Below are 14,774 nucleotides of genomic sequence, written 5' to 3' on the forward strand. Positions count from 1 at the left end.
GCATTTTCGCGCATTCATTGCTGAAGACGCCGGTGCATCTTGATTGTCATTATCGACAACTACGACTCTTTCGTCTTCAACATTGCGCGATATTTTCGCAAGCTTGGTGCAGCAACACGTGTCGTCCGGAACGACGCGATGGACGTGAGCGAACTTGCTGACCTCAGGCCCCGCGCGGTTGTCATCTCCCCCGGTCCGTGCACTCCAATTGAGGCTGGAATATCGACAGCCGTCGTTCGTGAACTTTCGGGTCAGGTGCCAATTCTCGGGATTTGTCTCGGACACCGGTGCATTGGGACGGTGTTCGGCGCACGCGTAACGCGCGCCCGTCGTCCTATGCACGGTCGGTCCTCGTATGTCACACATGAAGGCGGCGGGCTTTTCAAAGAACTACCGTCTCCACTTCGTGTGGGGCGCTACCATTCGCTTATCGTCGAATTGGATCCTTCATCTGCCCGTCACCTGACGGTGACAGCACGCTCGGATGATGCGGAACTCATGGCCCTCGCCCATCGCGATCAACCAACATATGGCGTGCAGTTCCATCCAGAGTCGATACTCACCCCACAAGGGGACGTACTGTTCGCAAACTTCCTACGACTTGCAGAGCTTCCTTAAGGCGGCCGGAGAGGACTGGTGCAGCCATAGCGTTCGTTTCGGTTGTCGGACGTCGAGCCGCGGTTCGTTTGAGGCGTCTGTGGCCGGCTCGGCGCCGAGGTTCGGAACTTTCCATTTGAATGTCGAAGGGTCCATCGGCGCCATGGGGCCATCGGTAGCCTTAAAGACGGCCTCGGCCATGGGGACTTTTGGGGGCGTGGAGGCCGAGGCCGCTGGAGGCGCTTGAACCTTAGAAGGGCCAAGCGAGCGCGAGCTTACTCACAGGCAAAATGGCTGTTCTGTTCGCTTCCGCACATCGGCGATACCATTCCGGTCAGAACCGCACAGGGGAGCTGCGGCTCACCCTGGTTTTGCGCGGTGTGAACAAGTCGCCGCGATAATCTCTCTTGCCTCCGTTGACCTGGCGATCTCGGGCATTCTTGATTCATCGAAAGCTCGCAATCCAAATGCCGCAGCGGCACCGTCCTTACGATCTCCTTCGGCTCCCCAGTGGGGTATGCCCAGGGCGCCGTCGGGGATCGCAATCTCTGTGCAAACCTCTCTCGTCCGCTGCACCAGTTTCTCGGCCTGAGCTTGCTCCAAAGCATCCTCCCTTGATTGCCGCCGCAGCCTGCCGAGAATTTTATAGCTGTCGTGATTGGCAAGCTTGGCTTGATAGCTGCCTGGCGTGTGGAACTCCACTTCGAAGCGATAAGAGTCCGCCGTGGTGAGCACTGTCTTGATGCCGACGAAAGTCGGACTGCGCATTCTGAACCAGTTGGTTGTCTGGCGTTCGGTGTAGTCCCGCTCCTCGAAGGCCAGCATGGCTTTCTTGAAGGCACGTGTAAAATCCTTGTCAGGAATTTCTAAGACGTGGCGTACCGCGTTGCTGAAGAGCTGTGGGGCGCTGCTGGGTGGGATGCTCATTCCGGTGAGCTGATCTGTCATGGAGGCATGCGATTTCAAGCGGCGCTCCAGATGGGGCATCTTCACCTCGATGCCGGCTTGCGCAAGGATTCCGGCAACCTCGCGTGCCGCTGCGGTGATTTTCCTCTCTTCGGCTATAGCTCGGCCAGCCTCATTTTGAGCGCGTTCTGAGGCCTGCTCGCGGGTCAGCGTGATCATGTCAGCATCGTCAGCGGCTGGCCGGAGGCCGGACGGTTTGCGCAAAATGCCCTGCTCCGCAGCGAGTTTGATCGAGGTCTCCATGATTGAAGCCGCCAGAGTGGGGTTGTCCCTCAGATCCTCCAAGGTCGCATCGACATCAAACCTTCCGCGGGCGAGGGTCGCCGCCACGCCCTTGACGTAGGGCACGGACTTCAAGCCCGGCGTCTTGTAGAGGAGCCGCTGAAGATGACTGCTCTTCTGGAAAAAGAGGTTGGCGCCAGTATCGGATTTATAGGCGTCGGTGCCGACCTTGATGCCGAGGCTCAGCAAGTTGTTTGCGCTTTTTACGAGGTCGTCCGCATTGTAACCATCCGGGCGGGGATCGATGCGAGGAGGATAGTGGTCGAGTAAAAGCTGGATGCGGTCTCGTGGCTGAGTCGTTGCCGGATAGGTCTCCGCCAGATCCGGGAAAAGGTTGCAGAGCCTTACGCTGAGGCTCGGGTTTGCGGCGTTCGAACTTTCGATTGTTTCGGGCAGGGGTTGCTCATTCGGCTTCACTGCCCATGCCGCTAGGTCGTCGACGAGCAACTCGGCCATTTCGCGAGCAACCAGATGTTTGGCGACCTCAATCTCGCTCCTCGCTCTCGCAAACGTGTTCTGGATATCGTGGCTACTCACCTCTTCCTGGCCCAACAGCTGACGGATCTCTCGCCTGAGCTCGTGGTGAACGCCCTCATAGGTGCCAAAGACAGCACGCTCGGCAAACCAGCGTTGTGCTTCATGGGATTGAGCCAGAAAGTTTCGCTGCAGGCAGCTATAGGTTCCCAGGACATCCTGCGTGGCGGCGAGGATCTGGCGGGCGCGACCGAACTGGTAATTGTCGCCCTCAAGCGCGGGGGTATGCGACTTTGGCGGCTTCAGCGACGGAAGTCCGAGAGCTTGCTCCTTGCGATCGAACTGGCGCACATGCTCATAAAGCTGCGGCCGGTCGCCGACAATGACGACGGTGTCCCCGTCGAAGTCTCCGTCAAGTTTTTTCTGTTCCCCGATCGGGACGGCAACCAACGAGCCCGGAGCGAACACCTCGGTAGCCTGCAGGATGCCGACGCACTCGAGCGGCGTGTCCACCTTGGCGCGGTCCTTGCTCGAGGTCCAGCTCGAATGGCATTTGACGTCCTCGGCAGACAACACCAGCCCACGGTCGGCGTAGCCGGCCGGCCACATCTTATCCGGCACAACCATCAGAATGCCTTTGGCAAAAAAAGTCGGATCGTCGCCCGCCAGTTCCTTCCCCGACTTCTGCGCGACATTGAAGCTGTATTGGATGGCTGTGCAGTTTTCGAGGAACACAGCGGTCGGGTCCCCCTCAACGGCCGACTTGATTCGCTCGGCGGCAAACGGGCGCAGATTGGGCTTGTCGTAGGGCGAGCGCCCGATCAGCACGCCGCTCGCCCCCATCAACGTCTCGCTCTTGAGCGTCGGCACATGGAGACAGTCATCGCTGGACGGTACGGCAACCGCGCCGGGACCGTCGATGTGTCCGGCCGTCACGGTGCGAAACAACTCTTCAGACGTCAACTCTCGCCCTTGTCTGCTCTCGAGCCAGGTTTTGGCCTTCTCCCGCGCCTCATCGGTCACCGGCTCGCTTCGGGGATAGTGTTGCAGCGCCGATGCGGGAACGGACATTCTTCTTCCCTCAGCAAAGGCAGGCACCCGATCAGGACCTTCCTGTCGGCGGGCGCGATTTACAGCTGGCATACGGTTGGCCAGCGAGGCCTTGATAAAACCGCAACCATCATGCGGCCGCAAGGCGATCGGGCCTTCTGGCCCAGTCAGCTTGAAGGGATGCTCCTCGCTGGCAGGACGGTCCGGCAGCAGCGACAGTTTGAAGGCGCCCTCCAGCGCGTAGTCCCGAGGACCTAGGTCCTTGATTGCCGGCGGCGCGGCAAAACCCCTGCGCTGAGTGTAATAGTATGCCTCTTTGAAAGGGGCCCAGGCACGTGACAGCTGCTCGAACGCTGTGCCCGGCGCCGTTTCGGCATACGGAATCGCCAGCAGCTTTCCCCCCGAAGACTCTGCCCTCGCCACACCTGGAAGGCGGCCGGCGATCTGCGACACGGGCTTTTTGGGCGGCTTTAACTTGCTTCCGCCGAACAGGTCCATGCGGTATGGCACACCCTCGACGGTGACCGTACGCGCCAGCATGAACGCGCTCGGCTTTCCTGGCAGCTGGACCGCGACGACGGGCAAAACCCCCGAGGTCAGGCGATGAAAAATCGAATAGCGTGTCTCGGGCTCCGTGGCCACTGGCCGGCCCTGCATGTCCACCACTGACAACTGCATAAGTCCCGCGTCACCCTGCGGAGGTCTGGGCTCGTGGGCCATGGTTCGCAACACCTGATGGACGTCGAACACGGACGCTGGATGTTGGGCCTGGACCGTCGCCGCATTCTGCGCCAAGAACGTGTCCAGCGCATCGACCGGACTCTCCGCCGCGATCTCCGCCATCAGGTTCCAGCTCATGTTGGAAAGATCGCCTCCGACGAGGCCGCCCGTTTTGTCCAAAATCTCCTTAGTCTTGCGCTGCAGCTCTTCCTGCCTCACCCGCAAATCGGACTTCTTGCCTTCGACATAGGGCCGGCGGAACAATGCCGCGAAAACCGCACGGGCCTTGAGCGTTTGATAGATCGACAAGGCGGGGCAACGGCTCGAGTACGGCCCTCGGTCTCGCTCGGCATCGCTTGCTTTGAGATGCCCCTCGATCTTGTGCTCGACGATCGGTTGAATGTCGTTCAGCAAGTTTAAAGCCCGCCTCCGGTGCCAGCGCAGGTGCGGGCTGCGCGCCAGCGGCAGGAGAGCGACGCAGAGAGTACCCATGGTTTCGAGGTCGTTCTCAGCGGCAAAGCCAGGGGCACGATGCAGTTCCGCCAGCCGGTCTAACCCCGTGCGTGCGAGCAAACCGAGATCGTCAAACAATTGAGCCTTAGCCAGCGCTTTGAAAATCATGGCGATGTTCAGAACCTGGGTCTGCTCCAGGCGATCACTGGCATAGTGAAGGTAGTGGGCCATACCGTGCAGCCGATTCTTCAGCAGAGCGGTCTGTATGATCTCTCCAGTGCCCTCTCCCCTCGTGACACCTCGCCCGAGAGCATTGGCTATCATGCTGAGCTGAGTTGTGGTGAACGCTCCGAATCGGAGGTCTCCCGAGCCGAGTTTGCCCGCTATGTCGATTATCGCCCCATGGCACACCGCCTCTTCCGGCCACTTGCTAAAGCCGTTCACCAGGATCGCCAGTTCCCGCGGAGTAAAATCAGAGAGCCGGTTGTCACGGCGAGAGACCTCGTTGGCAATCGCGACTGTGGCTTGGCGAGCGTCCTGCTCTTGCAGCCACTTGCTGAAACCGTTCACCAGGTTTGCTAGACCCTGCGGAGTGAAATCAGACAGCCGGTCGGCGCGAAGGACCTCATGGGCGATTACAACGGTGGCCTGACGTGAGTTCTCCTCTTGTGGGCACTTGCTAAAGCCGTTCACCAGATTCGCCAGGTGCTGAGAGGTAAAATCGGAGAGCCGGTCGGCGCGGCGAAGCACCTCACCGGCGATCACAGCGGTGGCGTGACGTGAGTTCTCCTCTTGTGGCCACTTGCTGAAACCGTTCACCAGGTTCGCCAGACCCTGCGGATCAAACCCAGAAAGCCGGTCTGCGCGGCGACAGACCTCACCGGCGATCGCCAGCGTGGCTTCGCCACAGCCCGTCTCGTCAGGCCACTTGCTGAAACCGTTCACCAGGTTCGCCAGACCCTGCGGATCAAACCCAGATAGCCGGTCGGCGCGGCGACAGACCTCACCGGCGATCGCCAGCGTGGCGTCGCCACAGCCCGTCTCATCAGGCCACTTGCTGAAACCGTTCACCAGGTTCGCCAGACCCTGCGGATCAAACCCAGACAGCCGGTCGGCGCGGCGACGGACCTCGTCGGCTATTTCAACTATAGCGCTGCGGCAGTCTGTCCTTTCCGGCCACCTGCTGAAGCCGTTCACCAAGCTCGACAAGTGCTGGGGAGTAAAACTGGAGAGCCGGTCCGCTCGGCCAGCGCGGCGACGAACCTCGTCGGCGATTGCAAGTATAGCGTCGTTGCACTTCGCCCCCTCCGGCCAACTGCTGAAGCCGTTCACGAGGTTCGACAAGTGCTGGGGAGTAAAATTGGAGAGCCGGTCGCCGCGGTGATGGACGACCTCGTCGGCGATTTGAACTATAGCGTCTCGGCAGTCCTGCGGCCACTTGCTGAAGCCGTTTACCAAGTTCGCCAACGCCTGTGGATCAAAATCAGAGAGCCCGACATCGCGGCGGCCCGCGCGGTAACGGACCTCGACGGCGATTTGAACTATAGCATCTCGACAGTCCTGCGGCCACTTGCTGAAGCCGTTCACCAGGTTCGCCAACGCCTGTGGATCAAAATCAGCGAGCCAGACATCGCGGCGACCCGCGCGGCGACGGACCTCGACGGCGATTGCCCTCATTGCACCGCGACACTCCGCCTCTTCCGGCCACTTGCTCAAACCGTTCACCACGGTAGCCAAGTTCTGCGGACCAAAGTCAGAGAGCCAGACGTCGCGGCGGCCCGCGCGGTGACGGACCTCGCTGGCAATTGCCCTTATAGCACCGTGACACTCCGCCTCTTCCGGCCACTTGCTCAAACCGTTCACCACGATAGCCAGGCTCTGCGGACCAAAATCAGAGAGCCCGGGAGCGCGGCGTCGAATCTCAGCGGCAACTGCTATTGTGGCCTCACGAGAGTTCTCCTGTTCCGGGCACTTGCTGAAGCCGTTGACCAGCAGAGCGAGACTTTGAGCGTTGAGCTCCGAAAGTGCTCCGCGTTGCTCACGAAAAAATCTGGCGATTCGGATCATTCCATTGCGACATTCCGCCACCCCGGGATATCGACTGAACGACAATACGAATAGGGAAAGCGTTTTGCTTTCGACGTCGTTTAGTGCATTGCCGAGGCTCGACACCTGAGCTGCCATGGCCCTGCACGCTTCCACGCCTGCCTGACCTCCAGCCTCCCGGCTCATGGTGTTGCATGAGGTGGCGTACCCCCATGTATTCCGGGCGCGGATATCTTGTTCCCATCTTGGGACAAATTCGCGTTTGAACTCGGAAGCGGCCTTTTGCAGGAATGTTGCGTGGTCCGCTCGACCCTGCAGCTTCCTGTCATACTCCACCACAGCGCACGAGAATTTAGTGATGTCGCCAGCGAAGGAAATGTCATGTAAAGCGTTATTAAGTAGGTTTTCCGAGTATCCACGCTTGAAGCTCTGTTCGGCTACATGGACGAAACGCCGCCTTCCCGGTCCTGCACCCGGGTCGGACTCCGTTTGCCTATGGGGTAGCACCGTGTCTGGTTGCGAGCTTCTGGATCCTTTATTGCCGAGCCAGGGTTTGTCATCAGAACCTAAAAAGGTTTCTTCTCGACCTGGCGCTCCACCCTCCGGCACTGGGGGAAAACCGCACCGTCGTGCAGTGGCTTCACCTGGCGCAGCGCCCAGGATCCGATGTGCGCCAACGGAGGGTCCGGAAGATCTGTCGCCAAGGGCATCATCGGCACCGCGCGCAATGCGAGCGAAGGACTTCCTTCTATCTTGAGGCCCAGAGTGCATCCGCTCGGCGGAATCGAATGATTGGCTGCCTTCCCCAGGGGCAAGACTTGATTCCGGGTTCGCCGCCTTCGCCAGTCCCTGCGCCTCGGACAACTTCATCTTGAGCCGGACTGTTTTCTCGTGCACTTCGTGCACATGCGCAGGCGTGAGCAGGCCGCGTCGACCAGGCTCTTCCAGCGGGTCCAGACAGGCCTGCATCTCGGCGGGCTGCGTCTGCAGGCGCTCGACCACGATGCCCACTACGTGATCGGCGTCCTCGGGCTTCATCTGGCGCGCTTGCGAGACGGTCCTTTGCTGACCAGCCAGATCGAACTGCAAAAGTTCGTCCGACCGCTTGACCAGTGGCGCCAACGCCTCCGTCGATGCCGGGGCCTGCCAGACCGCCGAGTGTGCCGCCGCCGACGACGCACTCGCATGCGCCTCCTTGGCGCTCACAAGCTTCTTCGTACCTGGATCCGAGCGCACGAGAACCTTGTCCGCTGGCGCGGTGTCGCTGTCGCCCGCGGCGACTTGCGGCTCGGGCCGCCCGGCCGAACTCGCGGCATCAGCAGCCGGCTTGCGGTTGCCTTTCCCCTCCCTGCGCGCAGCGGTGCCTTTGGCCGCCGCTGCCTTGCCGGCAGTGTCGGCCGGTACCGTAGCGCCAGCGTCGGCAGGCGATGCAATGATGGCTGACGTTTTCAGCTGCAGTGCCAGGAAGTGCATGACCTCGTGCGCAGTGATCCGTGCGTCGTCTACGATCTGGCCCAACAGTTCGAATGGCAGGCTGGCACCTGTTCGGTTATCGCTTAGCTTGGCAAGGATGTCGTCGTGCAACGCCAACGCAAATTCCGAAAGCCGTTCCATGACTCCTTCCAGAACGGTGCAGTGCTCTGCGTCGAGTGCCGCTCCGTCGTTGTGCAGAACGGCTTCCTCCGTCGAGAGGAATGCCGGATTAACATCGTGGACAAAGGTCCCGAGCAGATGCACCCCCCCGTTCTCACCCATGAGGGCGTCCCTCACGGCCGGTTCAAACGTGCTCGCCTGAGACTCAATCATAAGCTGCGCGAGCGCAATCCGCGATTGCAGACGCATGTACCCCGCATGAAGTACCAAGCCGGTATTCAGGCGTAGTGCGGCCTCTTCGGGCTTCCGCATCTCGGGCGTCGTGCTTGGCAAGTTGGCGGTGGCCTCGCAGACGGACACCATCCGTTCCGAGCGCAACAGCTTCTTTCCCCACCACTCCATGCAAGCCGCATGCTCCTTCGCCACACTGGAAGCCACTCGGCTCAGCTGGTCGGGGGTAGCGTTGGATTCGAAAATCCGCTGGAACAGGGCTGCCGAATTCTTTCTGCGCTCTTGCAAGGCGGCGATAGTCGATGAGGCCAGTGCGTTGCATTGGTGGGCCGCATCGAGCACGGCATAGCGGTATCGACGGACCTCAGCGTCGGACAGAATGCTCCGCGCCACGGCCGGGCGCAGCCTCGCGTAGTACTCCAGAACTGCCGAACCTGCTTTGATGAACCGATCGCTCAGCTCTTGCGCCTCCTCCGAGTTCTGGGCGTGCAAGGCCGCATTACGGCAAGCGTCAAGTTCCTCAACCAGGCGATCCATGTGTCGCTTTGTTGCGTTGATTTCTTCCTCTGATGAGGAAATGGAGACTGCCACACCCGAAGTTGGCGGCTGGCTGGCGACCGGCGTTGTGTCTCCACCCTCCGACACTGAGGGAAAGCCGCGCCGCCGCGCAGTGACTGCACGTGGCGCAGCGCCTAGGATTCGATCTGGGCCAACGGAGGGACCGGAAGACCTGTCGCCAAGGGCATCGTCGGCACCGCGCGCCATGCTAGCGGAGGGCGTCCCTCTATCTTGGGGCCCAGAGCGCATCCGCTCCACGACGGAATCGAACGATTGACTGCCTTCCCCAGGGGCTAGGCTTGAGTGCGAGCGTGAACTGCTCGATCCGGCTCCAGCATCCCCAATGCGCGATCTGCCAGATCGGCCAATGCCCGTCATATTCCATCTCTGATAAAGGCGAGAATCGCTGCTTATGATGTTGCGGGCTGATGTCGCTCAGCCATGGTGTATCAAGGCTTTGGCCCATAAGTGCAATCGCCCAGATGGCGCATGGCATGAGGTCTGAGGAACCTGCGGCATGTTTTCGGCAACCGTCATGGTCAGCCCGGACCCGAGACGGCGCGGCCTAGATCCTGGCCAAAGTACACGCCAGCAGCCCAAGATCGGCCGAGACTGGCACGCGATCGCATCACGCCGCACTCGCTATCCTCAGTTTTTCAGAGACAGAGTGGAGGTTTGATTGCGCGCTGCCTTTCACCGGGACCGTTCTTCGTCCATCTACGCGAAGATGAATTGCCGGTAGAACCACTCCGGCCAAATGCATCCGGGCAAACAGGTTCGCGAATCTTTGGCTTCCTACGTCCGTTTGCCCGGTGGCTCCCGACTGATTCGCTTCGTCAGCTTCGCCACCGTAGTGGACATCGAACGAGGCACCAATTCGACCATACATGATGATTGGCACTCCTGCGTTTGCATTGGGTTCAGGCTGATGAGGCGCGGCAGGCCTAGATAGACCGTCTGGCTGACGATTGGCTGACGGAGGCGTTCTCCCGGACCGATAAAGAAAATCCGAGACCTGGCTCAAGCGTTAATGAATCGGGCTGCGGCCTACACCGGCCGGCGAAGGCCGCAGGTCAGGCCGCCTGGGCCTGCGATCGGGCGCTGTCACCTTATCTGAGGAGCGTCTTGAGCTGGCTGGGACGAAGAGATTACGGAAACGGGCATCCGCCGCCGTTCTCCCACCCTCCCGTTTCGTCCTGGTGTGACAAATAAGGAGAACTTCTACTCTCCCTCTGGCGTAACGTCGGAGCCTGCCCACAAGCGCGGAAGACCGGCGTCGTGATTCCTGATGTTCAGAGCCTTCCATTGCAGCGCGGGGAAGTTCTCTATCGCGTGCTTGACGGCGGCATCGCCTTGGAGACTGCTGACGTCGATCCGTCCCTCTTCGTAGAGAGCATCAAGGAACGACATCTCGCCGCGATCATGTTCGAACAAGGGCGCCAGTCGTTCTTGCCATTCGGCCAGCACGAGCTCGCACCAGGCTTCGGGCGGCCGTCCTTGTCGAACATGTCGCTCTTCACGACGGTCAGCAATTTTCCGCGGAGTTCGTCGACGAAGAGGTCTTCGCGACGGCTCTCCAGCCAGCAACCGAGGATACCAGCGAGCGACTGGTTCTCGCGAGCTGTCGTCAACCCGACGAGCTTGGTCGTCGAGGGCGCGCACGGTCTGTAGCGCGTTAGAGAGTTCTTCGGTGCCCGCCGCCAGGTCGGGCCGCTCGACGCAGTCGACGAGGGTGCCGATGACGCCGATCAGCCCGCGGCCGGTCGGCAAAAACAGCCGCTTGGCGCCCGGCAGCGTATCCGAGCCGCGTTCGGCCGGGCGATCGTTGGACCAGGTCCAGTTCGCCGCTGCAAGGTCGGCCCTGTCGAGTTCATCCTCAGGCGGATAGCCGGATACCGTGAGCACGCCGTCTTCCGGCAGCAGCAGCACGACGCGTACTTTCAGCATCAGCGCGGTCTGATGGGCGGTCGCCCACAGCACGTCGTCCAGCGTCGCGGTGCCCGCAAGCTTGCGGCTGAAGGCGTAGAGCGATTCGGTGGTGCGGAGCCTGCCGATCGCCGTAACCGCCTGGGTGCGGACCCGCGCCGCGACATTGGAGACCAGGATCGCAATCAGCATGAAGAAGAAGAAGGCGGCAACGTTGGTCGGTTCGGTGATCGTGAAGGTGTAGATCGACGGCAGGAAGAAGAAATTGTAGCACAGCGAGGCCGCGACGCTGGCGCAAGGCCGACGGCCACGACCAGCAGCACCATCATCCTACGGTTTTGGATCGAACGGTTTGGATCGTTCCGCGTTGCGTACCGTTTTCTTTGGAACAGGCTCGGCGGCGAGTTCCTCGCCGGCAATGACATTGACGCTGATATTGCCGGCGCGCCGCACCAGATCATGCACCACCGAACCGCGCATCAGCTCGAACCACCATGGGCGCGTCGACTTGCTGATGATGATCTGCGTCACGTTATTGGCATGGGCGAACTGAACGACATCATCGGCGATGCGGCGGCCGACACTGGGAATGGCGATGGACTCGCCGCCGAGCGATTCGGCCAACCGCATCGTGTCGGCCCAATCGGTCGCGCGGCCCGTCGGTCAGTTGCAGGCTGCGCCGCGTCTCGATGGTGACCGCGGTCCAGGGCGCATGCAGCCGGTCCGCCAGCCGCTTGGTGTAGCGCACCAGGCCCGCGGCGCGCGGATCCTCGCTGAGGCACACCAAAATGCGCTCGCCCGCGGCTCAGGGACCGGCAATGGCATTGGCCTTCATGTGGGTGAGCAACTGCTCGTCGACCCGCTCGGCGGTGCGGCGCAACGCCAGCTCGCGCAGCGCGGTCAGATTGCCCGGCGAGAAATAATGCTCCAGATCGTCGGGCGTGAGATCGATCAGCTCGATCGCGTCGGCGCGGTCGAACATCTTGTCCGGTACGGTTTCGCGCATCCGTACATGCGTGATCTGCGCGACCACGTCATTGAGGCTTTCGATGTGCTGGACGTTGACCGCCGTGTAGACGTCGATGCCACGGGACAGCAACTCCTCCACATCGAGATAGCGTTTGGGATGACGGCTGCCCGGCGCGCTGGTATGAGCGAGTTCGTCGACAGGGCGATCTGCGGACGGCGCGCGATCAGCGCGTCGAGGTCCATTTCCTCCAGCGTCTGGTCCTTGTAGCTCAGCCGCTTGCGCGGCAGCACTTCCAGCCCCTTCAGCAGCGCTTCGGTCTCGGGCCGCCCGTGGGTTTCGACCACACCGATGACGACATCGATGCCCGCCTTCAGCCTTGCATGCGCGCTTTGCAGCATCTCATAGGTCTTGCCGACACCGGGTGCGGCACCGACGAAGATCTTCAGTTTTCCGGCTTGATCGCCCTCCCGCCGCGCGGCCTCCAGCAACGCGTCCGGCGCGGGTCTTTTTTCATGATCGTGGCCGGCTTAAACCATACGGCAATATAGTCCTGACACCGGATAGTCCTCACACTGGGCTCGGCCTAGCTGGTCTCATTTGGACGCCGCGGCATCCAGCGCCAGATTGAGGGCCAGAACGTTAACCCGGGGCTCGCCCAGCAAGAGCCGCCCTATTCCGGTGCCGCGGGTGGCGAAGGCGCGGAAGTTTTCCGGCGAAATATCCGGATCGAGCCCGCTGGCCGAGGTGGTAACGAGCTCGACCGGAACGGACCCACCAGGGTTTTCGGCCTTCACTTCTCGAGGTATCTTCCTTGACCCGGTCGGCCAGGGCCTTGCTGGTCGAGCTGACTGCGCCACTATGCCGGCCAGAGTATTCGCGCTCCAGATACTGCGACGTGGCCCCTGCTTCAGATCCGCTTAGTCGCGAGACGGCTGCTTGGCAGGCGGGCCGCTCTTACTTCCCGGCAACCCTTTAACGTTAGATGGGTCCTGCGCCTGAACCGTCGGATTGCGGTGGTCTGTCGCGGAGCTGGAGCCAACCGTCTCTCATGGTTTGACAGCAGGACCGTTCTTGTTACCCGGCTGACCTGGTATTCCGGCGCCGGAGTTCTGCGCACTCGGAGCAGATGAGACATCTGGCTTGTTCGTTTGCCCGGATGCCGCTGGAGATAAAACCGTGATTGCGGTCATGATCCGCTTCATTGTGTTTCCCTCCTTAACCAGGAATTATGCCTCATCAGAACGAACGCGCTCCTCCAGAGCGCGTTCCGACCGGGCGCAAAGTTAACCAAATGCCGGAAGGGCAATTGCCCGAGTGCAATCCTCCGTACCATGGTATCGCCAGCACCGCTGACCAAAGGCGATGCGCCGGCTTTACCTGCAAGATCAGGCGGCCTCACGTTGCTCGTGCTCCACATACTCCACCGTACGTTTGCGTCTATCCATTGGACCATCCGCTCCTCTTCCTTCGATGACGCCTCGAGCGGCGGCCGCGCTGAATCCATTCCGGTCGCGGGGCAGAGAGCCAGGAGAGACTTATAAGGCAGCGATTTCGAAGGGCTCGAAAGCATTGTTGGTAAACGTATTGTTCAGAATTTCGTCCAGCCATCGCATGCGCCATGGCCTGCAGGTTTGCCCTCGCCGGTAGCGCCGTTGTCTTGGCACTGGAGGTGCTCTCCCCACAAGCCTGCAGGCAGTCCTTCAGTCGCTTGAGTTGTTCATTGGCTTCCTGCAGGTGCCGAAGGCCGACATATGTCGCGCGCGTTGTTGCTCATAACGGTATCCTTTGGCTTTGTCGCACCGTCCCATCGGTTCCCGCAAACACATCAGAGAAGGACTCGTTCCAAGCTCGTCTGAGCCGGCCAGCACTGATGCCGTCCCAGCCGTTGCCCAGCTGTGCGGACGGAAATCGGCGTTGCTCAGTCGCGAAAGAAGTCACTGACAGGCACGCCGCAGCGAGATCGACGGCCGGCCGCTAAGCGCATCCGCGACCTGGCCAGACGACCTTTTGGAGTATCCCGCTTAGAGGCGGCGCGCCATTGAGAGGTGGTGCCGCAAACGGGGCAGAGCGGTCCGCGCGAAGCTGACGAGACGCGTGTGGTCCCCGGTCGCTGCATAGGAGGAAAAGAGCGCGACCGCCTTCCGATGGCCGGAAATCATGAGGGTTCCCCCTGGTTCGACAGCTTTGAGCCGGAACGGCGCTCCGGTTATTCCGAAGCCGCGGAATTTGCACACGCTGGCACCGCGATCGCAAGTGTGCTTGCCACGATGGCGATGGCAAGAGTGGATTCCTGAAGCGTTTTCACGGGCATCCTCTCTTGGACTTGTGAATTCATTGACTGCCCCCACTCATGCGGCGAGGGGAGCGATCAGAAGCTCAACTGGGGCGATCACAAGGGATTGAGACAACCGAGCTACCTCATGGCCGAGGCTCCCAATCCTGGCGCCAATAAACGGAAGCCCCGGCTTGGCGCGCGCCGCTCCCTTCAGTCTCGGACGTCCGCGGAGTCCACTCCCTCAGGGGAGAGTAGGCCAAAATACAACCATACTCGCAGTACAGAATAGGGAGCGGCGACACAGAGCGCCGACCGACTGCTAAGGCCCGACTGCGGCGGGGGTTTCTCCTCCTTTACCCCGCCGCGCCCGAAATCAGATCTGCTGCAAAACGTCGGGCGTACTCTTCTTTCCTCGCGCAATCAAGGAACAAGACTTGACAGTTCAAATCGGCGTCAATGGCCACTCCATGTTTGCCTCCGGGGCGTACCGCCAGATCAATGACGAGGACGTCTTCAAGACGCTCGCCGCACATAAACTCAAGCGATACCGCCTGACCATTCCTCTGGCGGCTGACACTGATCCATGGGTAGCGACGCGCTTCACCTCGATCGTGGGCCTTGCCGCCAACTATG

The 14,774-nt window shown here is 61.0% G+C and carries 3 protein-coding genes and 3 pseudogenes; 2 read left to right on the top strand and 4 right to left on the bottom strand.

What is annotated here, in order from left to right; all coding sequences use genetic code 11:
* The first annotated feature begins 39 nt into the window (after nt 1-39).
* Entirely contained in the window at nt 40-618 is a 579-nt protein-coding gene (locus IVA74_RS31095) for an aminodeoxychorismate/anthranilate synthase component II (protein WP_247350635.1), read from the top strand.
* Between the two features lie 339 nt (nt 619-957).
* On the opposite strand, the gene xopAD is transcribed toward IVA74_RS31095, so the two are convergent.
* The 4 genes and pseudogenes from xopAD to IVA74_RS31115 form a co-directional block, all read right to left on the bottom strand.
* Nucleotides 958-8,949 carry a XopAD/skwp family type III secretion system effector gene (xopAD, locus tag IVA74_RS31100; protein ID WP_247350637.1) on the bottom strand — a complete coding sequence of 2,664 codons (7,992 nt, stop codon included), beginning with the start codon at nt 8,947-8,949 and terminating at the stop codon, nt 958-960.
* A gap of 1,755 nt (nt 8,950-10,704) precedes the next feature.
* Nucleotides 10,705-12,354, bottom strand: a pseudogene (locus tag IVA74_RS31105) (DUF4118 domain-containing protein); the annotation flags it as partial.
* A 105-nt stretch (nt 12,355-12,459) separates the two neighbouring features.
* A pseudogene (locus tag IVA74_RS31110) lies at nt 12,460-12,706 on the bottom strand (potassium-transporting ATPase subunit C); the annotation flags it as partial.
* 77 nt (nt 12,707-12,783) lie between these two features.
* Nucleotides 12,784-13,056 (bottom strand): annotated as a pseudogene (locus IVA74_RS31115) (hypothetical protein).
* A gap of 1,519 nt (nt 13,057-14,575) precedes the next feature.
* On the opposite strand from IVA74_RS31115, the gene IVA74_RS31120 reads away from it, so the two are divergent.
* A partial coding sequence (locus IVA74_RS31120; RefSeq protein WP_247350639.1) for a hypothetical protein occupies nt 14,576-14,774 on the top strand: 199 nt, incomplete at its 3' end.

Origin of the sequence: Bradyrhizobium sp. 132 (genome assembly GCF_023074185.1) — a bacterium.
GTDB lineage: Bacteria > Pseudomonadota > Alphaproteobacteria > Rhizobiales > Xanthobacteraceae > Bradyrhizobium.